The organism is Geodermatophilus sp. TF02-6 (genome assembly GCF_003319115.1).
GTDB lineage: Bacteria > Actinomycetota > Actinomycetes > Mycobacteriales > Geodermatophilaceae > Geodermatophilus.
Genome location: NZ_QOHF01000032.1, coordinates 27,588 through 47,225, shown reverse-complemented (window position 1 = coordinate 47,225; position 19,638 = coordinate 27,588). Strand labels below are relative to the sequence as shown.

Below are 19,638 nucleotides of genomic sequence, written 5' to 3'. Positions count from 1 at the left end.
TCATCGCGTCTGTCTCCTGAAGGACTGTGAGAGGTCTCCAGAAGATCACGCGGTGGCCGCCTTCACGTTCGAGGGCTCATCCGTCATCCGCGAGCCCGCCGTACACCACCTTGGCGGACGCGACTGTCTCAGCAACACCCACTCAGCAAGGACCACGGGCCTCAACGTCTCCGGCTCAAGATCGCAACCTTGCGGCTCGCGCCCCGCTGTTCACCGGGACCCCGCGAGGAGCCCCCTTCGGTGACCTGCGTGCCGCCGGGCAGACCTGGTCGTTCGCCAGGACGGAGCGTCGCCGGCAGGCTTCGCGCGGACATGCGAAGACCCCCGACACCAACGGTGCCGGGGGTCTTCAGGGGGCCTGGACCGACTCACTCGCCTCTGCGTCTCTGGACGCCGGTTCGAGAAAGACGGTCCTGGTGGAGGTGGCGGGAATCGAACCCGCGTCCTACGACGCAAGGCCAGGGCTTCTCCGAGCGCAGTCCGCTCCGTCTCTGCTCGGCCCTCCCGATCTCACGGACGAGACGGGATGACGGGCCCAGTCGCTGTGCGGTGTCCCGCGCGCACCCGCGACCGGCACGCACGGTGAGTCATCTAGCTGATGCCAGGATCCGGGCCGATGACGAACCCGGGCTGACAGAGTCGCCTACGCTGCTATCAGGCAGCGAGGGCGAACTCGCGCTGACTGGAGTCGGCGCTTGTGTTGTTCCCGACGCGTGGTTAACGAGCTCATCGTCGGCTTCCTCGGCTCGCTTCCCCTGGTCATCCGACCGCAGTCGAGACCATTCACCCCCTGTGCAGTTGTGCAGTCAGGATAACGGCACCCGCGGCTCCGGTGTTCCCCGAGGGCACCGTGTCACCCGCGGACGCCCCGACGGCGGCCCCACCCGGCGCGGGCACGAGGTCAGCACTGCCACGGATCCCGATCCTCGGAGGGTGCACGGCCACGTCCCCGCCGTTACCGTTCCCGGATGCTGCTGATCGTCGCGGTCATCCTGTTGGCCGCGGTGGTCGGCTTCGCGGCACAGCGCTACCTGCTCAACCGGTCGACGCACGACGACCCGCGGATGGGCATCGAGCGGCTGCCCATCAACGAGCTGATCCTTTCGGTCCGCACCCTGGCCGGGCTGCTCCTGGCGTTCGTGCTGTTCTCCGTGTACGCCTCCTACGACGGCGCCGGCAACCAGGCGGCCGCCGAGGCGGGTGCGGTGCTGTCGATGGCGGAGAACGCGGTACTGCTGACCCCCGAGGCGCGCAACGACGTCCTGGGCGCCATCAGGTGCTACGTGCGGTCGGTGACCGGGCCCGACTGGGGCGCGCAGGCCCGGGACGGTCGACCCTCGCCGATCGCCGACGCCGCGGCCGACAACATCACCGCGACGCTCGCGCAGGCCGCCGAGGACGAGCGCAACAGCGCCGTGATCGGCACGATCCTGGGTGAGAACGGCGACCGCATCCAGGCCCGAATCGAGCGGGCCGACGAAGCCCGGGCGGCCGTCCCGGGCGTGGTGTGGGCGCTCATGCTGATCACCGTGGCCATCTCGCTGGCCGGGCCGGCCGCGCTGGGCCACCCGGGCGTGCGGACCCGGGTCCAGGTCGCCGTCCTCGTCGGGACGACGGTCGTCTCCGGCTTCACCCTGCTGGTGATCCACGACCTCGACCGCCCCTACGACGGCCTGGCCGCGATCGGGCCCACCGCGATGCTCAACGTCGAGCGCCGGATCACCGACCTCCCCGGCGGCGACACCGACCCGCCCTGCGACGAGCAGGGGCGCCTGCACTGACCGTCCACCGTCCACCGTCCACCGTCCACCGTCCACCGTCCGCCGTCCGCCGTCCACCGTCCACCGTCCGCCCGTCCGCCGTCCGCCGTCCGCCGTCCGCCGAGTTGATCATGGGGTTGTTGCCGCGGGACACGCTCGCCACGGCGTGTCGGGGAGCAACAACCCCATGATCGACTCCGGGGAGGCCGGGGAGGGCGGGGGGATGGGGAGGGCTGCGGGGCTGCGGGGGCGTCGTTCAGATCCAGCCGCGTCGCTTGAAGACGGCGTACAGGGTGACGCTCACCCCGATCATGAGCACCAGCGCGAACGGGTAGCCCAGGTGCCAGTGCAGCTCGGGGATGTCGTCGAAGTTCATCCCGTACACCGTGCCCACCAGCGTCGGGGCGAACAGGATGGCCGCCCACGCGGATATCTTCTTGACCTCCTCGCCCTGGGCGATCGAGGCCTCGGTGAGCTCGCGGATCTCCTCGTTCTGCCGCTGGGCCACCAGGGTCGCGTTGACGGTGAGGATGTCGCGCAGCTGCAGCCGGAAGGCCTCCACCCGCTCGGTGACCCCGACGACGTGGTCCTCGACGTCGCGCAGGTAGCTGCGCAGCTCCTCGTCCACGCCGTACTTGTCGAAGCCGGCGGCGATCGCGGCGAGGATGCCGAGCAGCGGCTGGGCGGCGCGCTGGAACTCCAGCACCTCCTGCGACAGCTCGTAGATGCGCCGGGAGACGCCGGGGTCGCCGCGGAAGACCTCGGTCTCGATCTCGTCGATGTCGGTGGCCAGCCCCTCGACCACCGGCCGGTAGCCGTCGACGACGGCGTCCAGGATCGCGTAGAGCACCGCCTCGCTGCCCTTGGCCAGCAGCGCCGGCTCGCTCTCCAGCCGCCGGCGCACCCGGGAGAGGTCCGGCGACTCGCTGTGCCGCACGGTGATGGCGAAGTTGGGTCCGAGGAACAGGTGCAGCTCCCCGAACTCCACCTCCTCGGTCGCGTCCAGGTACCGCGCGGCCTTGAGGACGACGAACAGGGTGGCCCCGTAGCGCTCGAACTTGGGCCGCTGGTGGGCCTTGATCGCGTCCTCGACGGCGAGGTCGGGCAGGTCGTACTGCTCGGCCAGCTCGCCGAGCTCGGCCGGCTCGGGCCGGTAGAGCCCCAGCCACACCAGCCGCTCGGGGTCCTCGACCAGCCAGTCGTGGCTCTCGGCGGCGGTGTCGGGCGTGGCCACCCGCCGGCCGGACGAGTAGACGGCGTTGTCGACGATCAGCGACGCCCGCTGCCGCGCCACCGGCGCGGGCGGCGGGGTTGCGAGGCTGAGCTGGGGCCGCGGCCGGCGGCCGAGGCCGGACAGGGCGGTGAGGGAGGTGCGACGGCGGTCGACCACGACGGACTCCCGGGGAGACGCTGGAGCGGGGGACGCGTCGGAGGTCCGCACCCCGCCGCGGCCCCGCTGCAGGGTCCCACCGCGGGCCCCTGGAGGACCCCGTCCTCCTCACCCCTCGCACGCTCGGGGTGAGCCTCGGGACGGAGCCGGGACGGGGTCCTTCTCCGGTGGAGGCAGCGGGGTCTGTCAACAGGCGGCGCGGACCCCGGTGCCGGTACTGGGCGGTTCGCTGAGCACGTCGGTCAGGCCCCCTCCCGTCGTCCGCGGCGCCCGCGGTGTCGGCGGGCCGTCGTCCATCGTGACACGTCCGGTCCGGGCCGGCGTCCTCCGGGAGGTGGACGTCACTCCTCAGCCGGGGACCTCGCCGTCCGGCGGCGGCACCCGCAGCGCGACCAGGAGGCGGGACACCATCGCGTAGCCGGCCACCAGCGCGGTGAGCTCGAGGACCTGCCGGTCGTCGAGGTGCTCGCGGACGGCGGTGAACACCGCGTCGGGGACGGCGACGTCACGGGTGGAGGCGTCGGTGAAGGCCAGGACGGCGGCCTGCACCGGCGTCCAGACCGGCCCGGCGGCGTCCGGACGGCGCAGCGCCGCCAGGTGCTCGTCGCCGAGCCCGGCGCGGCGGCCGATCGGCTCGTGCGCGACCCACTCGAAGGCGGCGCCGTTCAGGACCGCGACCCGCAGGACCACGAGTTCGCGCAGGTCGGCGGGCAGCGTCGTCCCGGTCCGCAGGGCGCCGAGCAGGGCGTTCCACCCCTGCGCGACCGGCGGGCTGTGCAGCAGGAGCCGGTCGAGCACGGACAGCCGGCCGCCGCGGCGGACCGCGAGCAGGTCGGCGGTGGGCCCCTCGGCGGCCGCCTCGGGCAGCCGCGGCCGGGTCACCGGCGGGCGGTGGCGGTGAAGGTGTCGGCGGGGTAGGCGCCGTTCTCGACCAGCCGGGCCGACAGCTGCCGGCCCAGCGCGATGACCCGGGCGGTCCGCTCCGGCCCCAGGTGCACCCAGGGCGCGGCCGAGAGCTCGTCGGTGCCCGCCTCGATCTCCGCGCGCAGCCGCAGCCCCTCCTCGGTGAGCCCGCCGTCGGCGAGCAGCCTCCGCTCGGCCAGCCGGGCGCAGGCGGCCGCCCACTCCTGCTCGCTCCAGCCCCGGGTCGCCCGCGCGGCGGCCTCGGTGAACCCGCGCCCGGTCGCCGTGTGCGTGACCAGCGCCTCCAGGCCGGACAGGCCGGCCCGCAGCAGGCAGGCGACGTGCCCGTCCCCGCGGTGCTCGCGCAGGAGCGTGGCCCCGTGCCACAACGCCGGCACCGGCTCCTCGGGCCAGGGCAGGTCGGCGTGGCCGGCGTAGAGCGGACGGCCCTCCGGGGTCAGCACGGTGCAGGCCTCGCGCAGCAGCCCGGCCAGCTCGGCCACCTCGGGGGCGGCGACCGCCTCGGCGCCCCCGAGCAGCCGGGTCAGGGAGGCGCGGGCGCCGTCGAGGCGGGCGGTGACGACCTGCTCGGGGCCGGCGAGGGTCCAGGCGCGCGGGACGTGCCGGGCCACCAGCGCCGGCGCGAAGTTGGCGAAGGTCGCGGTCACCGCGCCCGGCCCGACCGCGCCCATGGGCGCCGCCCGCCCGGCGAAGTAGCACATCCGCCCCGGGCGCAGCCCCACGGCGGTCAGGTACTCGTCCTGCTCGGGCGAGAAGTACACCTGGTTGTGCAGCGGCTCGACGGCGCGGTGCGCGCGGGCGACGTCCTTGGGGTCCAGGGCGGGAGCGGACCGATCGGCGCTGACCATGTCGGGCACCCTAGCGACCGAGCGAGCGCAGCCAGTGCCGCTGCCACGGCGTCTCCACCGCCCGCGGGTGGTGGCGGGCCCGGATCCAGGGGACGGCGTCGTCGGCCGGCAGCCCGTCGAGGACGGCGAGCGCGGCCAGCGCGGTGCCGGTGCGCCCGACCCCGCCGCGGCAGGCCACCTCGACGCGCTGCCCCGCCCGCGCCCGTGCCAGCGCCTCGTGCAGCGCGGCGACGGCGTCGGCGCGGTCCAGCGGCACCCAGAAGTCGGGCCAGCGCACCCGGCGGGCCGGCCACGGCGGCAGCGGCCCGCTCCCGAGGACGACGGCCCAGTCGGCCGGGCTCGCCGGCGCGCCCAACCGGCGCCCGCGCACCCGCGCCCCGCCGGGCAGCACGACCACGCCCGTGTCGTCGCTCCAGGCCGACACCGCTCACCCCACCGGCAGGGTGCGGGTCCACCGGGCGTCGGTGCGGACCGCGGTGGACCCCAGCCGCCGGTGGTAGGCAGCCGGCACGACCGGCGACCACCCGTTCCTCAAGTGCGGACGAAGAGACAGAAGGGGTGGCCGGCGGGGTCGGCGTAGACCCGCACCTCCTCGTGGGGGTCCGTGTGGCCGCCGAGCCGCCGGGCGCCGGCGTCCTCGGCGACGGCGCAGGCCGCGGCCAGGTCGTCGACCTCGAAGTCCAGGTGCAGTTGCATCTGCTGCGTTCCAGGCTCGGGGGGCCACACCGGGAGCACGTGGTCCTCCTCCCGCTGGAAGGACAGCCCCGCGCTCCCGTCGGTGGGCCGCACCGTCGCCCACTCCTCTTCGTCGTCCAGGATCGGCCACCCGAGCAACCGCTCGTAGAAGCGCGCCAGGCCGCGCGGGTCGGGTGTGCCGAGGACGGTCGAGGTGAAGGTGAGGCGCGGGGTCACGCATCCACCCTGAACAACCGCGCACCGTTGTGCCACAGGACCGCGCGCAGCCACTCCTCCCCCAGCTCCAGCCGGTGCAACGCGGCCAGCTGGTGGGCGTAGGGGTACGGGATCGACGGGAAGTCGCTGCCGAGGAGGACCTTGTCGCGCAGCTCCCCCAGCCTCGGGCGCAGCGCCGGGTCGAACGGCATGAGCCGCTCGGTGAAGTCGGTGGCGAACATCGTGGTGTCCAGGTGCACGCCGTCGTACCGCTCGGCGAGGTCGAGGAACTCCCGGTACTCCGGCATGCCAAGGTGGGCGACGACCAGCCGCAGCCGCGGGTGGCGCTGCAGCAGCCCGGTCACCGGCGCGGGTCCGGTGTGCTCGCCGGTCAGCGGCCCGGACCCGCAGTGGACCACCACCGGGGTGCCGGTCTCCGCCAGCCGCGCCCACACCGGGTCGAGCAGCGGGTGCCGCGGGTCGAAGTCCCCGACCTGCACGTGCACCTTGAACACCCGCGCGCCGCGGTCGAGCGCCTCGGCGACGTAGTGCGGCGCCTCCGGCTCCGGGTAGAAGGTGGCCGACTGCAGCACCCGGGGGTGTTCCCGGGCGAAGGCCGCCGACCAGTCGTTGAGCCACGCGGCCATGCCGGCCCGGTGCGGGTAGGGCAGCGTCGGGAAGGCCCGCACGCCGAGCCGCGCGAGCACCGCCAGCCGCTCGTCGTCCGGCAGCGGGTAGGTGATCGGCCAGGCCGTGCCGTAGTGGGTCTGCGCCGAGGCGAAGTAGCGCCACACCTTGGCCTGCACCCGCTCGGGCAGGAAGTGCACGTGCACGTCGACCAACCCCGGCAGACCCAGCTCGCGCCAGTAGCGCGGGACGTCGGCGTCGTCGACCGGCGGGGAGGTGCTCACGGCAGCGTGCCCACGACCCTGCCGCGCACGTGCCCCTCGCCGACCAGGGCCTGCGCGTCGGCCACCTGCGCCAGGCCGAACGCCCGGGCGATCGACACCCGCAGCTGCCCGGCGTCGGGGCCGACCGGCGGCTCGGGCAGGTCGTCGCGGACGGTCAGGACGTCGAGCCCGCCGAACCGGTCGTAGCAGGCGCCCGTCACCGGCGGCCCTTGACGTACCGGCCGAAGGCCCGCTGGATCTCGCGGCGGGAGTCACGCTCGGCCATGTCCTGCCGCTTGTCGTAGGACTTCTTGCCCCTGGCCAGCGCGAGGGTGGCCTTGACCTTGCCGTCGCTGAAGTACAGGTCCAGCGGCACGAGGGTCAGGCCGCCCTCGCGGGTCTTGCCGATCAGCTTGTCGATCTCGGCGCGGTGCATGAGCACCTTGCGCTTGCGGCGCGGGGCGTGGTTGGTCCAGGTGCCCTGGGTGTACTCGGGGATGTGCACGTGCTGCAGCCAGACCTCCCCGTCGTCCACGGTGGCGAACCCGTCGGTCAGGGAGGCGCGGCCGGCGCGCAGGCTCTTCACCTCGGTGCCGGTGAGGACCAGGCCCACCTCGTAGGTGTCGAGGATCGAGTAGTCGTGCCGCGCCTTCTTGTTCTGGGCGATCAGCTTGCGCCCCTGTTCCCGCGGCATGTCCCTCAGGCTACCGGCGCGCTCTCGGGGACCTCCGCTCTCACCACTCCGGCAACGATCATGGAGTCCGGGAAGCGACACGCCGCCGTTCCTCGGCGTGTCGCTTCCCGGACTCCATGATCGCCGCGAGGAGGTCGGCGGGGCGGGCCGCTACAACCGCACGTAGAGGCGCAGCGTCACGTAGGCGGCGACCGCGGCCAGGCCCACGCCGGCGGCGGCGATGACGGGGGAGATCGAGACGATCGCGCTCCAGTCGACCGGCGGGATGATGCCGGCCTTGATCGGCCCGGCCAGGGTCTTGTCGACGAAGAGCACCTTGGTCAGCACCAGGCCGCCCACGGCGAGCAGCGCACCGATCAGCCCGGCCAGCGCCGCCTCGAGGATGAACGGCAGCTGGGTGTACCAGCGGGAGGCGCCGACCAGCCGCATGATGTTGGTCTCGTTGCGCCGGTTGAACGCGGCCAGCTGGATGGTGTTGGAGATCAGCAGCAACGCCGCCAGCGCCTGGACGACGGCGACGGCGATCGTCGCGTTGCGGGCGCCGTTGAGCAGGCTGAACAGCCGGTCGAGGAAGTCGCCCTCGTCGCGCACCTGGTCGACGCCGTTCTGCCCGTCGGGGAACTCCTGGGCGATCACCGGGTAGCGCTCCGGGTTGACCAGCTCGATGCGGAAGCTCTCCGGCAGCGCGTCCGGCGGCGTGTTCTGCACGAGCTCCGGCTGCTGGCTGAACTGCTGCTGGAAGCGCTGGTAGGCCTCGTCCTTGGACTCGTAGATGTAGCTCTTGACCTCGGGCGAGGCCGCGAGCTCCTGCTCGATCACCGTCCGCTGCTCATCGGTGACGTCGTCGGCCAGGAAGATGGAGACCTGCACCTTGTCGTAGTAGATCTCCTTCATGTCGGAGATCATCCCGGCGATCAGCAGGCCGGTGCCCATGAGGCCGAGCGAGATGGCCGTGGTCAGGATCATCGCGACCGTCATGGTCAGGTTGCGACGCAGCCCGGTGGCCACCTCGGAGAGCACGAAGTTGACGCGCATTGGTTCCCTGTCGTGAGTTCAGGCAGGTGGGGGCCGGCAGCTCAGCGGCCGACGCCGTAGACCCCGCGCGACTGGTCGCGGGTGAGCACGCCCCCGTTGAGCTCGATGACGCGGCGGCGCATGGAGTCGACGATGTGGTAGTCGTGCGTCGCCATGACCACGGTGGTGCCGGTGCGGTTGATCCGCTCCAGCAGCAGCATGATGCCCTCGCTGGTCTCCGGGTCGAGGTTCCCGGTGGGCTCGTCGGCGAGTAGCAGCAGCGGCCGGTTGACGAACGCGCGGGCGATCGCGACCCGCTGCTGCTCCCCACCGGAGAGCTCGCTGGGCAGCCGGCCGGCCTTGCCCTCCAGGCCGACCATCTCCAGCACCTCGGGGACGACGCGCTTGATCGTGCGCTGCGGCTTGTTGATGACCTCCAGCGCGAACGCCACGTTCTGGGCGGCGGTGCGGTTGCGCAGCAGCCGGAAGTCCTGGAAGACGCAGCCGATCGTGCGGCGCAGCTTGGGCACCTGCCACCTGCTCATCGTGTTGAGCGTCTTGCCGTTGACCCGGACGGTGCCCCTGGTGGGGTCGTCCTCCTTGAGCAGCAGGCGCAGGAAGGTCGACTTGCCCGAGCCCGACGAGCCGATGAGGAAGACGAATTCGCCCTTGTCGATCTCCGTGGACACGTCGTCGAGGGCCGGCCGGGAGCTGGCCGGGTAGAGCTTGGTGACGTGTTGCAGTTCGATCACGAGGGGCCACGGTACCTCTCGGGCGACGGGTGATGGGTGATCGCCCGACTGCGCGCCGCCGTCGCGCGCTGGACGGAGCGTGACGATGGCGGCCTATCCCCAGGGGTGTCGTCACCGAGGGTCATGTGCTCACGCACGCACCGTGGGACCACTGTGACCAAGGGGACGCCCAGGACGGCGGCCCCCGCAGGGCCCCACCGCGAGCCTGCGAGCGGTGGGGAGCAGGAGGGTCCTCTTCTCAGCTGCTCGGCACGGCCTCCTGCTGCCGCCGCCAGCGGATGCCGGCCTCGATGAAGGTGTCGATGTCTCCGTCGAGGACGGCCGAGGGGTTGCCGGTCTCCACCTCGGTGCGCAGGTCCTTGACCATCTGGTACGGGTGCAGCACGTAGGAGCGCATCTGGTTGCCCCAACTGCTGCCCTCCCCCTTGAGCGCCTCCATCGCCGCGCGCTGCTCCTCCTGCCGCCTGGCCAGCAGCCGCGCCTGCAGCACCCGCATGGCCGCGGCCCGGTTCTGGATCTGGCTCTTCTCGTTCTGGCAGGAGACGACGATGCCGGTGGGCAGGTGGGTGATCCGGACGGCGGAGTCGGTGGTGTTGACGCTCTGCCCGCCGGGACCCGAGGAGCGGAAGACGTCGACGCGGACCTCGTTCTCCGGGATGTCCACGTGGTCGGTCTGCGCGACGACCGGCAGCACCTCGACGCCGGCGAAGGACGTCTGCCGGCGCCCCTGGTTGTCGAACGGCGAGATGCGCACCAGCCGGTGGGTGCCCTGCTCGACCGAGAGGGTGCCGTAGGCGTAGGGCTGCTTGACCGCGAAGGTGGCCGACTTGATGCCGGCCTCCTCGGCGTAGGAGGTGTCGTAGACCTCGACCGGGTAACGGTGCCGCTCGGCCCAGCGCAGGTACATGCGCAGGAGCATCTCGGCGAAGTCGGCGGCGTCGACGCCACCGGCCTCGGAGCGGATGGTCACCAGCGCCTCGCGCGAGTCGTACTCGCCGTTGAGGAGGGTGCGCACCTCCAGCTCGTCGATCTCCTCGCGCAGCGCGGCGAGCTCCCCGTCGGCCTCGGCGAGGCTCGCGGCGTCGTCCTCCTCCTGCGCCAGCTCGTGCAGGACGGCGGCGTCGTCGAGGCGGCGGCGCAGGTCCTCGACCCGGCGCAGGTCGCCCTGCTTGTAGGACAGCCGGGCGGTCAGGGCCTGCGCGGCCTCGACGTCGTTCCACAGGTCGGGGGCGGCGGCCTGCTGCTCGAGCTCCGCCACCTCGCGGCGCAGCCGGTCGACGTCGAGGACAGCCTCGATCGACGTCAGGGTCGTGTCGAGTTCGTCCAGGACGACGGAGAAGTCAGCGGCCACGTCCACCCAGGGTAGTGCGCCGCCGGTCCGGGGTAGCCAGCCGTGGCATGAGCGGGCCTCGTCGACGCCGGTCGCGGCAGGACTACGAGCGCGGCCTCCCCGACCACCACGACCCCACCGCGGGCTTCGGCGGCGCGGCGCCGGCGCGGTCGGCGCTCACCCTGCGGCTGGTGCTGGCCGCCTTCGGGCTGGTCGTCTGCGTCGGCGGCGGCGTCGTGTGGCTGGTCACCGGCCTGCCGGTGTGGGCGGCGGTCGTGCTGTTCGTGCTCGCCGCGGTGGCCGCCGTCGACCTGGTCGTGGTGGCCCGGAGGAAGGCGCGCGGCGAACCGGGCTGAAGGAAGGACCCCCTGCCCCCCGCCACTCGCACGCTCGCGCCTGGCCCCGTCCAGGGCACTGCCCCCAGCTCGCGAGGGGCGGGGAGGACGGGGTCCTGCTACCTGCAGGGGGCCGGTCAGCGGAGGGCGCCGGCCAACAGCTGCTCGGCGTGCTCGGCCGCCCAGGCGGCCAGCTGGTCGGCCGGCATCGGCCGGGCGACGGTGAAGCCCTGGGCGAAGGTGCAGCCGAGCTGCTCGGCCAGCTCCAGCTGCTCGGCGGTCTCCACGCCCTCGGCCAAGCTGCGCACGCCGCAGGCCCGGCCCAGCGCGACCACCGCCGCGATCGCCGCCGCGGCCTCGCTGCGGCGTCCCTCGGGGAACGCGACCAGGCTGCGGTCGATCTTGAGGATGCCGGTGGGCATCGACACCAGCTGGCCCAGCGAGGAGAAGCCGCTGCCGAAGTCGTCGATGGAGACCTCCACGCCGGAGCGGCGCAGTTCGGCGAACTGGGCGGCGGCGCGCTGGGCGTCCTCGGCCACCGAGGTCTCGGTGAGCTCGATGACCAGCTGCTCGGGCGGCAACCCGGCCTCGGCCAGGGCCTCGTGGACGTCGCGGACCAGCGTGCCGGTGGAGAAGTGGCTGGCGCTGATGTTGACCGACGTGACCAGGTGCAGCCCGGCCCGCGACCAGGCCGCCGTCTGGCGGGTGGCCGAGCGCAGCACCCAGCGGGCGATCGCGGTCATCAGGTCGTGCTGGGCGGCGGTGGGGAGGAACTCGCCGGGCAGCAGCAGCCCGCGGGTGGAGTGCTGCCAGCGGACCAACGCCTCCACCCCCGTGCACCGCCCCGACGGCAGGTGCAGGATCGGCTGGTAGTGCAGCACCAGCTGCTCGTCGAGGATCGCCTCGCGCAGCTCCGCGGCGAAGGTGGCCTTGCGCTGGGCCGCGCTGCGCAGGTCGGCGGTGAACAGCCGGACCCGGTTGCGGCCGGCCGCCTTGGCCGCGTACATGGCGAGGTCGGCGTCCCGCACCAGGTCGGCGGAGCGCACCGCGACCGCTCCGGACTCCGGCGCGGTGGCGATCCCGATGCTGACCCCGAGCCGCACCAGCCGGCCGCCGAGGTCGAACGGGCGGTCGATGCTGGCGCGGCAGCGGTCGGCCAGGGCCTGCGCCCCGTCGGTGGAGCAGTCGCGGCAGAGGATGACGAACTCGTCGCCGCCCAGCCGGCCCACGGTGTCGTCGACGCGGGTGGAGCCGGTCAACCGCCGGGCGACCTGGCGCAGCAGGTCGTCGCCGGCGTCGTGGCCGAGGGAGTCGTTGACGTCCTTGAAGCCGTCGACGTCGAGGAAGAGCACCGACACCGGGCCGCGGTCGGGCAGCTGCAGCGCGGCGTCGATGAGCTCGTGCAGGTGGGCGCGGTTGGGCAGCTCGGTCAGGGTGTCGTGGCGGGCCCGCCAGTCCGACGCCCGCTCCGCCGCGACCCGCGAGGTGACGTCGGTGTGGGTCACCACGACCTGCCCGGCCCGGTCGACCCGGGAGGCCTGCACGTGCACCCACCGGGTGCCGTCGCGCAGCTCGATGGGCTGGTCGGCCTGCACGGAGGCGCACTCGCCGCGCGAGAGCGCCCGCAACTGCTCGACGAGGGCGGCAGCGCTCTGTCCGTCGAGGCGGCGGACCATGGCGAAGTAGTCGCCGTCGACGCCGATGCGCACGCGGTCGTCGCCGAGGACGTCGGCGGCCTTGACCCACGCGGTGTTGGCCAGCAACACCGTGCCCTCGGCGTCGAGGAGCAGCGTCGGCGAGGGCAGCGCGGCGAGGACGGCCTCCACCACCACGGTGGATCCGGCCGGCCCCTCCGCCCGACGGCGGACGTCCAGGGGCAGCTCGAGCTCCCCCGAGTGTCGTGCCACGTACGCTCCTGCCCTGTCCGGGTCGCCCGCCGCGGGCGCCCGCTCGTCGTCTGCCTCGATGGTGCCGGTGCCCGGATCCCGGCCCCTCACACCCACGGGGCCGCCGCGGCGCGCTGCGGGTCCCGCGTCTCCTCCACCACCCACCGCAGGTAGTCGGGGTTGCCGCCGGCCAGCGGCAGGGCGATCACGCACGGGACGTCGTACGGGTGCAGCTCGGCCGTGCGCGTGACGACCTCCTCCACCAGCGACCGGCGGGTGTGCAGCGCGACGCGCGCCTCCGGCTCGTCGTGCACCGCACCCTCCCACCGGTAGACCGACCGGATCGGGACGGACTGGTGGCCGCAGGCGGCCAGCCGCTCCTGCACCAGCGTCCGCGTGTACCCGGCCAGCCAGTCCGGGTCCGGCCCCGTGACGATCACCTCGCAGCACTCCTCCGGCACCTGCCCATCCTCCCTCCGCGGCCGGGCGTGGGTCGTGCGCCGCGCGGGGTAGGACCTGCCCATGGGCAACGAGATGACCGTCCAGCTCGACGGCGAGGAGTACCTGGTGCACCACGACGGCGGCAGCCTGCGGATCGGCCGTCGCCTCGGCGGGGAGGTCACCTGGTTCGACGACGTCGACACCGGCGTCCTGCCGGAGGCGGCGCGGACGGCGCTGCAGCGGGGCGACGCCGGCGACGAGGCGCTGCGGACGGCGCTGCGCGGGGTGGTGTCCGCCGAGGTCGAGCGCGGCGGCTGAGCAGGTCGGACCCTACGGTGCCGGTGTGACCTCGCCCGACCGGCTGCCGGCCGACCTCGTCCTCGAGGGCGGCGGCGTCAAGGGGATCGCGCTGGTCGGCGCCGTCGTCGAGCTCGTGGGGCGGTACCGGTTCGAGCGGGTCGCGGGGTCCTCGGCCGGCGCCGTCCTCGCCGCGTTCGTCGCCGCGGGGCTGGACGCCGACGGCGTGCGGGAACGGGCCGCCCGGCTGGACTACGACCGCGTGCCCGACGCGTGGGCGCCGGTGCCGGTCCTCGCCCCGGCGGTGGGCCTGCTGACCCGGTCGGGGCTGCACCCGGGCCGCTACGTCACCGAGTGGGTGCGCCGCGAGCTGGCCGACCTGGGCGTGCGCACCTTCGGCGACCTGCGCCGCGAGGACCCCGGCGACGACCCGGCCCTGGCGCCGTGGCAGCGCTACCACCTGGTCGTGACGGCGACCGACGTCACCCGCGGCCGGCTGCTGCGGCTGCCCTGGGACTACCGCGAGTACGGCCTGGACCCCGATGCGCAGCCGGTCGCCGACGCCGTCCGGGCGTCGCTGTCCATCCCGTTCCTCTTCGCGCCGCGGCAGCTGCGCGACCCGCGCACCGGGCGCCGGTCGACGCTGGTGGACGGCGGGGTGCTGTCGAACTTCCCGGTCGAGGTCTTCGACCGCACCGACGCCACCGCCCCCCGCTGGCCGACGTTCGGCGTCGGTGTCGGCGACACCCTCTCCGACGAGGACGTCTCCGTGTTCGGCCACCGCCGGTTGCTGCCGCCACCGCTGCGGCTGCTCGACTCCCTGGTGGCGACCTCGGTCACCGGGCGGGACCGCACCTACCTCGCCCAGCCGTGCGTGCGCCGGCGGGCGTTCTCGGTGGACACGACCGGGACGGGCCTCACCGACTTCGACGTCGGCGCGGCCGAGCGGGCCCGGCTGGTCACCGCCGGGCAGCGGGCCGCCCGGGAGTTCCTGGCCGGCTGGGACTGGGCGGGGTACCTGCGCGACTGCCGCGGCGTGCCGACGTCGTCGCAGCCGGGGTGACGCCGGTCCGGCGGGAGGGGCAGGTCAGCCGAGTCGGTCGACCGCGGTCTTGGCCTGGGCCAGGTAGGCCTTGTACCGGCCGTTGTTGTAGGCCGCCCACGGTCTCCAGGTGGCGCCACCGGAGGAGATCCGATACGCGGCGTTGGCGTTGCACTGGGCGTCGTAGGCGCAGCTCTTGGAGACCGAGGGGTGGTAGCAGTTGTTGATCTGCCACAGCCCACGGTCCACCGAGCCCTGCGAACAGCCCTTCGTCGGACCGTTGGCGTGGTACGCGGTCGGGTTGCAACCCGACTCGGCCATGCCCACCGCGACCGCGGTGACGAGCCTGTTGCCGGTGAAACCCGCCCGGGATGCGGCCTTCGCGCACAGGTCTGACGCGCTGGACGAGGCGTCGGAGGCCGCCATCGCCGGCGCCGGAGCCGCGAGGGCGATGAGCGCCAGGATCGCCATGATGCAGAGACGGGTGGGTCGGAGCGCACGGACGAGCCGGCGCACGCCAGAGACGCGCTGGTGCATGGGGTCCTCCGGAGCACGCCTGCGGGATGAGCTGTCGGGTTCGGGCGGGAGGACTGCCCGGCCGCGGCGGTCGCGGCTTCACCCCGAGGGCCGATGGCGGCCCGAAGGTCCTGCGATCTCCCGTTCCTGCCCTCAGGTGGGTCGAGGTCGGCCCGGCCAGCGGCAGGACTCGGCGTGTACCGCCGGGCCGTCCCGCGGACGCGGGCGAGCTGAACGTAGCCTGTGAGGTACGTCACAGCCAAGAGAGCGCGGAGCAACCGGCCGCACCTGCACCGCCGTCGGCGGGGCTCGGTCCGCGCCGCAGCCGCTCAGCCGTCGACGTAGCGGTCGCGCTCGACGACGAACTCGCCGGTGGCGGTGTTGGCGTCGACGAACTGCGGCAGCAGCGGAATCCGCACGACGACGGTGACGCAGACGGTGAACTCCTCCCCCGGCGCCAGCGTCGGCGCGTACCCGCCCGCGGCCGCACAGCCGGCACCGGCCGGCGCGTAGACCACCCGCACGTCCGTGGCGTCGACCGCCTGGTCCTCGACCGCGAGCCGGGCGGCGACCTCGGCCCGGGCGGCGCCGGTGACCGGGTCCGGAGCGGTGCCGATCGCCCGGCCGGCCTCCCGCGCCGCCGCGGTCGAGGCGAACACCCCGCGCTGCACCGCCGAGAAGCCGGCCACCACGTACACCAGCGGCACGAACACCACCAGGGCGATGAAGGTGAACTCGACCAGCGCCGAGCCGCGCTCGCCGTCGAACCGCCCCAGCCGGGCCCGCAGCCTGCTCACGCCGCCTCCTCCACCGCCCGACCGGTGACCGCGACCGGCAGCAGGGCGCCCAGCCCGGCCAGCAGCGTCGGCACCCTCCCCGAGCAGCGCACCACCACCAGCGCCAGCCCGCTCGCGTCGACCTCCTCCGCGGAGCGGCACACCAGCCCCTCGGCGGTCCGCACCGACGTCGCCCGGGCCACGATCGCCACCGTGCGGTCGGCACCGGCGGACGACGGCACGTCGGCGTTGGCCGCGTAACGGGCGCCCTGTTGCGCGCTCGCGGTCACCACGTTGCGGGTGTGCACGTAGACGGCCACCTGCAGGACCGCCAGCAACAGCACCACGACGAGCACGGACACGAAGACGAACTCGACGACCGCCCCGCCCCGCTCGCCGTCGCGCTGCCGGAACGGCCTCGCTGCAGGTGGAAGGACCCCGTCCTCCTCACCCCTCGCCAGCTCGGGGCGAGCCTCGAGACGGGGCCATGGGGGCGGGGGTGGAGGGGTCCTTCCACCTTCATCCACCGCTCGTGACGGACGACAGCGCGTTGGTGACCGCGGAGACGATCGCCTCCCGGAACGGGACGAGGATGGCCAGCACCAGGGCCGCCGTCATCACCGTGATCATGACCCAGCCGGGGACGTCGCCCCGTTCGGGGTCGTCCCCGCGCAATCGGTCGGCCAGTGCGGTCAGCGCCGCCACGACCCCCGTGAAGACCCCCGTGAGACCCGTCATGTGCCTTCCTTTCTCTGTGCGCCGGCTCAGCGCGCCAGCGAGACGATGCTGATCAGACCCGGGAAGAGGGCGAAGAGGACAGTGACCGGCAGCACCAGGAAGACGACCGGGACCATCATCGCGATCTCCTTGCGACCACCGGCCTCCAGCAGCCGGCGCTTGCCGGCCTCCCGCACGTCGCCCGCCTGCGCACGCAGCACCTCGGCCAGCGGGGTGCCCCGCTCCAGCGCCACGAGCAGGCCGTCGACGAACCGGGCCAGCGGGTCCAGCGAGGTGCGGTCGGCCACCTGCTGCAACGCCTCGGCGAGTGGCACCCCGGCGCGGGCCCGGCCGAGCGCGGAGCCCAGCTCGCGGGCCAGCTCGCCGCCGGAGAGCCGGGTGACCCGGTCGATCGCCGCGGTCGGGCTCTCCCCCGCGGTCACCGCCAGCGCCAGGAGCTCGGCCACCACGGGGAACTCCGCCAGCAACAGCTCCTCCCGGCGGCGCACCTGCTGGGTCAGCCACCAGTCGCGGCCGAGCACGCCACCCACCAGGCCGGCCACGCACAGCAGCGCGACCGACAGCACGTTGAGCGCGCCGGCCAGCAGCGACCCGACCGCAGTGAGCAGCGCCGCGCCCAGCAGGCCGAGGCCGCCCCACACCACCTGCTCGACGCGGAAGTCCTCGACCCCGGCGTCCCCGCCGAGGGCGTCGAGCCGGCGGCGCACCGCCGTCCGGCCGCCGAGCACCCGGTCGACGACGCGGGCGCCGTCGGCGACCACCGGGCCGAACAGCCGCCGCGCGGCGGTCAGCAGGCCGGCCTCGGTGGCCGTGCCCAGCAGCCGGGACGGCGGCGGGGTGTCGTGCACGTAGGGCGCCAGCCGGTCGACCAGGCGCACCGACCGGAACGGCGGCGCGAAGGTGACCACGAGCAGGACGCCGCCCGCCGCGGCCAGGCCGAGCAGCATCCCCGCCAGGCCGGCGCTCACTGCAGCACCCGCACGTCCTGCGGCAGCCGGCCGATTCGCAGCATGAGCCGGTAGGCCGCCAGGCAGACCGCGGCGCCGCCGAGCAGCAGCGCGGTGCCGACCGGTGAGTCGTAGGCGGCCAGCGTCGTCGACTGGGTGGCCAGCAGGAGCAGCACCACCCACGGCGCGGCGACGGCCAGCCGCGCCGCCTGGACCACCCAGCCCTGCCGGGTCTCCAGCTCGGCGCGGGCCCGGGCGTCCTCGCGGAGGAAGGAGGCCAGCGTCCGCAGCACGCGGCCCAGGTCGCTGCCGCCCACCTCCCGGGCCACGCGCAGCGTCTCGACGATGCGGTCGCCGACCGGGTCGGCGAGAGCCTCCTTCAACCGGTCCAGGCAGTCGCCGAAGCGGCCGCTGGAGCGGTACTCCGCGGCGAAGCGGGTGAACGGCGGGCGCAGCACCTCCGGTCCACGGGTGGACAGCGCCGACAGCGCCTCGGGCAGCGACAGCCCGGCCCGCACGGCGGAGGAGAGGTTGTCCACGGCCTCCGGCCAGACCTCCCGCAGGTCCGCCCGGCGCTTGGCGGCCAACCGGCGCACCTGGACGACGGGCAGCGCGAACCCGAACGCGGCGAACACCAGGCTCACCGTGACCGCGCCGGTGGTGAGCAGGACGACCACCAGCACCAGCAGCCCGAGCCCCACCTGCAGGGCGCCCAGCTGCGCGGAGTTGACGCCGGAGAGGCCGGCCGCGGCCAGCCGCTGCTGCCGCCGCGACGGTCCGCGCGCCGCCCGACGGCGCTGCGGCGCCCGCGGACCGCTGCGCCAGACCAGCAGCACCCCCACGCCCAGCACCAGCCCGAGCAGCGCCCCGACGAGACTCATGCCATCCCCCGCGCGTCGTCCAGCAGGGCGGGCAGGTCGAAGCCGTGGGCGGCGAAGCGCTCGGGGTGCGGCGGGTACCCGGTCGCCCGGACCAGCCGGCCGTCGCGGCTGGTGAAGACGTCGGCCAGCTCGACGACGCCGTCCTCGGCACGACCCGGGACGGCGACGATCTCGCGCACCCGGCGCCGGCCGTCCGGGTCGCTGCCGACGTGCACGACCAGGTCGACGCTGGCGGCCACCGTCGGGACGACGAACCCGAACCCGATGTTCTCCCCCGCCAGCAGCGGCAGGGTGCACATCTTCACGATCGCCTCGCGGGCGCTGTTGGCGTGCAGCGTGCACATGCCGGGCAGGCCGCTGTTGAGGGCGATGAGCAGGTCGAGGCACTCCTCCTGGCGCACCTCGCCGACCACGATCCGGGAGGGCCGCATCCGCAGCGCCTCCTTCACCAGCCGGCGCAGCGGGATCTCCCCGGCGCCCTCGAGGTTGGGCTGGCGGGTCTGCATCGCCACCACGTCCGGGAGCGGCACGCGCAGCTCGAAGACCTCCTCGCAGGTGATGACCCGCTCCCGTGCCGGGATGGCGGCGCACAGGCAGTTGAGCAGGGTGGTCTTGCCGGCCTGGGTGCCCCCGGCGACCAGGATGTTCAACCCCGACACCACCGCGGCCTCCAGGAACCGGGCGGCCGGCGGGGTCAGCGTGCCCAGGGCCACCAGCTCGTCGAGGGAGTGCGCCTGCAGCACGAACTTGCGGATGTTGACCGCCATGTGCTGGCGGGTGATGTCCGGGATGACCACGTGCAGCCGCGACCCGTCGGGCATCGTCGCGTCGACGAACGGGGTCGACATGTCGATGCGCCGACCCGAGGTGCGCAGCATCCGCTCCACCAGGTCGGCCAGCTCGCCCGGGGCCAGGATCGTCGTGGTCAGCTCGCTGCGGCCGCGTCGGGCGACGAACACCCGGCCGGGCTCGTTGACCCAGATCTCCTCGACCTCCGGGTCGTCGAGGTGGCGCTGCAGCGGCCCGAACCCGGCCACCCGGTCGAGCACGTCGCGCACGACCGACTCCGGGTCGCCGATCGGCGGCAGCGCCGAGGTCAGCGACCGCTCGGAGTAGTCGGCCACCACGTCGCGCACCAGCAGCCGCACCGGCCCCGGGTCGGTGAACGGGTCCAGCCCGCGGCGGCGGATGAGCTCGCGCACCTCGCCGTCGACGACATCCAGCGCGCTGGTCGCAGTCGGCACGACACCCCCGTCGTCTCCCCCGGTCAGGACGGACGGACAGTA

The 19,638-nt window shown here is 74.0% G+C and carries 24 protein-coding genes, 1 other RNA gene and 1 riboswitch; of the genes, 4 read left to right on the top strand and 21 right to left on the bottom strand.

What is annotated here, in order from left to right; translation table 11 throughout:
- Positions 1–414: 414 nt before the first annotated feature.
- Positions 415–791: a transfer-messenger RNA gene (gene ssrA, locus DQ238_RS21025) on the bottom strand.
- 177 nt (positions 792–968) lie between these two features.
- Between ssrA and DQ238_RS21020 the strand changes: the two genes are divergently transcribed.
- A complete protein-coding gene (locus DQ238_RS21020; protein WP_113783200.1) occupies positions 969–1,781 on the top strand; it encodes a DUF4239 domain-containing protein in 813 nt (270 codons plus the stop codon).
- A 235-nt stretch (positions 1,782–2,016) separates the two neighbouring features.
- Here DQ238_RS21020 and DQ238_RS21015 read toward each other — a convergent pair whose 3' ends face one another.
- From DQ238_RS21015 to prfB, 11 genes are all read right to left on the bottom strand, one after another.
- Positions 2,017–3,150, bottom strand: coding sequence for a magnesium and cobalt transport protein CorA (locus tag DQ238_RS21015; RefSeq protein WP_113783199.1), 1,134 nt, complete (start codon positions 3,148–3,150; stop codon positions 2,017–2,019).
- A gap of 348 nt (positions 3,151–3,498) precedes the next feature.
- Positions 3,499–4,032 (bottom strand): carboxymuconolactone decarboxylase family protein, encoded by a 534-nt coding sequence (locus DQ238_RS21010; RefSeq protein ID WP_113783198.1) that lies wholly within the window; start codon positions 4,030–4,032, stop codon positions 3,499–3,501.
- Entirely contained in the window at positions 4,029–4,922 is an 894-nt protein-coding gene (locus DQ238_RS21005) for a hypothetical protein (protein WP_113783197.1), read from the bottom strand. Before DQ238_RS21005 ends, DQ238_RS21010 begins: the two co-directional genes overlap by 4 nt.
- Before the next feature lie 10 nt (positions 4,923–4,932).
- Complete coding sequence (locus DQ238_RS21000) at positions 4,933–5,346, bottom strand: protein-tyrosine phosphatase family protein (protein ID WP_113783196.1); 414 nt, start codon at positions 5,344–5,346, stop codon at positions 4,933–4,935.
- 107 nt (positions 5,347–5,453) lie between these two features.
- A complete protein-coding gene (locus tag DQ238_RS20995) occupies positions 5,454–5,834 on the bottom strand; it encodes a VOC family protein (protein ID WP_113783195.1) in 381 nt (126 codons plus the stop codon).
- Complete coding sequence (locus DQ238_RS20990) at positions 5,831–6,724, bottom strand: amidohydrolase family protein (RefSeq protein WP_113783194.1); 894 nt, start codon at positions 6,722–6,724, stop codon at positions 5,831–5,833. The genes DQ238_RS20995 and DQ238_RS20990 overlap by 4 nt, the downstream gene beginning before the upstream one ends.
- Complete coding sequence (locus DQ238_RS20985; RefSeq protein WP_113783193.1) at positions 6,721–6,924, bottom strand: zinc-binding dehydrogenase; 204 nt, start codon at positions 6,922–6,924, stop codon at positions 6,721–6,723. The genes DQ238_RS20990 and DQ238_RS20985 overlap by 4 nt, the downstream gene beginning before the upstream one ends.
- A complete protein-coding gene (gene smpB, locus DQ238_RS20980) occupies positions 6,921–7,397 on the bottom strand; it encodes an SsrA-binding protein SmpB (protein WP_113783192.1) in 477 nt (158 codons plus the stop codon). Before smpB ends, DQ238_RS20985 begins: the two co-directional genes overlap by 4 nt.
- Before the next feature lie 150 nt (positions 7,398–7,547).
- Positions 7,548–8,432, bottom strand: coding sequence for a permease-like cell division protein FtsX (gene ftsX, locus DQ238_RS20975; protein WP_113783191.1), 885 nt, complete (start codon positions 8,430–8,432; stop codon positions 7,548–7,550).
- Between the two features lie 41 nt (positions 8,433–8,473).
- Entirely contained in the window at positions 8,474–9,163 is a 690-nt protein-coding gene (gene ftsE / locus DQ238_RS20970; protein ID WP_113783190.1) for a cell division ATP-binding protein FtsE, read from the bottom strand.
- Between the two features lie 238 nt (positions 9,164–9,401).
- Complete coding sequence (gene prfB, locus DQ238_RS20965) at positions 9,402–10,514, bottom strand: peptide chain release factor 2 (RefSeq protein WP_113783189.1); 1,113 nt, start codon at positions 10,512–10,514, stop codon at positions 9,402–9,404.
- A gap of 47 nt (positions 10,515–10,561) precedes the next feature.
- Between prfB and DQ238_RS20960 the strand changes: the two genes are divergently transcribed.
- On the top strand, positions 10,562–10,849 hold the full coding sequence (locus DQ238_RS20960; protein WP_113783188.1) for a DUF6343 family protein: 288 nt from the start codon (positions 10,562–10,564) through the stop codon (positions 10,847–10,849).
- A 116-nt stretch (positions 10,850–10,965) separates the two neighbouring features.
- On the opposite strand, the gene DQ238_RS20955 is transcribed toward DQ238_RS20960, so the two are convergent.
- Together DQ238_RS20955 and cutA are read right to left on the bottom strand one after the other, a co-directional pair.
- Positions 10,966–12,735, bottom strand: coding sequence for a bifunctional diguanylate cyclase/phosphodiesterase (locus DQ238_RS20955; protein ID WP_233496156.1), 1,770 nt, complete (start codon positions 12,733–12,735; stop codon positions 10,966–10,968).
- An 86-nt stretch (positions 12,736–12,821) separates the two neighbouring features.
- Positions 12,822–13,154: a divalent-cation tolerance protein CutA gene (gene cutA, locus DQ238_RS20950; protein ID WP_233496155.1), complete on the bottom strand. Its 333-nt coding sequence runs from the start codon at positions 13,152–13,154 to the stop codon at positions 12,822–12,824.
- A gap of 82 nt (positions 13,155–13,236) precedes the next feature.
- On the opposite strand from cutA, the gene DQ238_RS20945 reads away from it, so the two are divergent.
- On the top strand, positions 13,237–13,473 hold the full coding sequence (locus tag DQ238_RS20945; RefSeq protein ID WP_113783186.1) for a hypothetical protein: 237 nt from the start codon (positions 13,237–13,239) through the stop codon (positions 13,471–13,473).
- A gap of 25 nt (positions 13,474–13,498) precedes the next feature.
- Positions 13,499–14,515, top strand: coding sequence for a patatin-like phospholipase family protein (locus tag DQ238_RS20940; protein WP_199506489.1), 1,017 nt, complete (start codon positions 13,499–13,501; stop codon positions 14,513–14,515).
- 24 nt (positions 14,516–14,539) lie between these two features.
- On the opposite strand, the gene DQ238_RS20935 is transcribed toward DQ238_RS20940, so the two are convergent.
- The 7 genes from DQ238_RS20935 to DQ238_RS20905 all read right to left on the bottom strand — a co-directional run bounded on the left by DQ238_RS20935 (position 14,540) and on the right by DQ238_RS20905 (position 19,596).
- Positions 14,540–14,965 carry a transglycosylase SLT domain-containing protein gene (locus DQ238_RS20935; protein ID WP_158550882.1) on the bottom strand — a complete coding sequence of 142 codons (426 nt, stop codon included), beginning with the start codon at positions 14,963–14,965 and terminating at the stop codon, positions 14,540–14,542.
- A 67-nt stretch (positions 14,966–15,032) separates the two neighbouring features.
- Positions 15,033–15,216, bottom strand: a riboswitch (cyclic di-AMP (ydaO/yuaA leader).
- Between the two features lie 123 nt (positions 15,217–15,339).
- Positions 15,340–15,807, bottom strand: coding sequence for a hypothetical protein (locus DQ238_RS20930; protein WP_113783184.1), 468 nt, complete (start codon positions 15,805–15,807; stop codon positions 15,340–15,342).
- Positions 15,804–16,148 carry a TadE/TadG family type IV pilus assembly protein gene (locus tag DQ238_RS20925; protein ID WP_233496154.1) on the bottom strand — a complete coding sequence of 115 codons (345 nt, stop codon included), beginning with the start codon at positions 16,146–16,148 and terminating at the stop codon, positions 15,804–15,806. The genes DQ238_RS20930 and DQ238_RS20925 overlap by 4 nt, the downstream gene beginning before the upstream one ends.
- Positions 16,149–16,305: 157 nt before the next feature.
- Positions 16,306–16,524 (bottom strand): hypothetical protein, encoded by a 219-nt coding sequence (locus DQ238_RS20920; RefSeq protein ID WP_113783183.1) that lies wholly within the window; start codon positions 16,522–16,524, stop codon positions 16,306–16,308.
- 26 nt (positions 16,525–16,550) lie between these two features.
- Positions 16,551–17,492 carry a type II secretion system F family protein gene (locus DQ238_RS20915; protein ID WP_199506488.1) on the bottom strand — a complete coding sequence of 314 codons (942 nt, stop codon included), beginning with the start codon at positions 17,490–17,492 and terminating at the stop codon, positions 16,551–16,553.
- Entirely contained in the window at positions 17,489–18,352 is an 864-nt protein-coding gene (locus DQ238_RS20910) for a type II secretion system F family protein (RefSeq protein ID WP_113783182.1), read from the bottom strand. Before DQ238_RS20910 ends, DQ238_RS20915 begins: the two co-directional genes overlap by 4 nt.
- Positions 18,349–19,596 carry a CpaF family protein gene (locus tag DQ238_RS20905; RefSeq protein WP_113783181.1) on the bottom strand — a complete coding sequence of 416 codons (1,248 nt, stop codon included), beginning with the start codon at positions 19,594–19,596 and terminating at the stop codon, positions 18,349–18,351. Before DQ238_RS20905 ends, DQ238_RS20910 begins: the two co-directional genes overlap by 4 nt.
- Between the last annotated feature and the right edge of the window lie 42 nt (positions 19,597–19,638).

Bases quoted from the DNA above. Each gene is read 5' to 3' on its own strand.
- DQ238_RS21020 (WP_113783200.1), top strand. From the start codon at position 969: ATGCTGCTGATCGTCGCGGTCATCCTGTTGGCCGCGGTGGTCGGCTTC.
- DQ238_RS21005 (WP_113783197.1), bottom strand. From the start codon at position 4,922: ATGGTCAGCGCCGATCGGTCCGCTCCCGCCCTGGACCCCAAGGACGTC.
- smpB (WP_113783192.1), bottom strand. From the start codon at position 7,397: ATGCCGCGGGAACAGGGGCGCAAGCTGATCGCCCAGAACAAGAAGGCG.
- ftsX (WP_113783191.1), bottom strand. From the start codon at position 8,432: ATGCGCGTCAACTTCGTGCTCTCCGAGGTGGCCACCGGGCTGCGTCGC.
- DQ238_RS20960 (WP_113783188.1), top strand. From the start codon at position 10,562: ATGAGCGGGCCTCGTCGACGCCGGTCGCGGCAGGACTACGAGCGCGGC.
- DQ238_RS20945 (WP_113783186.1), top strand. From the start codon at position 13,237: ATGGGCAACGAGATGACCGTCCAGCTCGACGGCGAGGAGTACCTGGTG.
- DQ238_RS20935 (WP_158550882.1), bottom strand. From the start codon at position 14,965: ATGGCGATCCTGGCGCTCATCGCCCTCGCGGCTCCGGCGCCGGCGATG.
- DQ238_RS20920 (WP_113783183.1), bottom strand. From the start codon at position 16,524: ATGACGGGTCTCACGGGGGTCTTCACGGGGGTCGTGGCGGCGCTGACC.
- DQ238_RS20910 (WP_113783182.1), bottom strand. From the start codon at position 18,352: ATGAGTCTCGTCGGGGCGCTGCTCGGGCTGGTGCTGGGCGTGGGGGTG.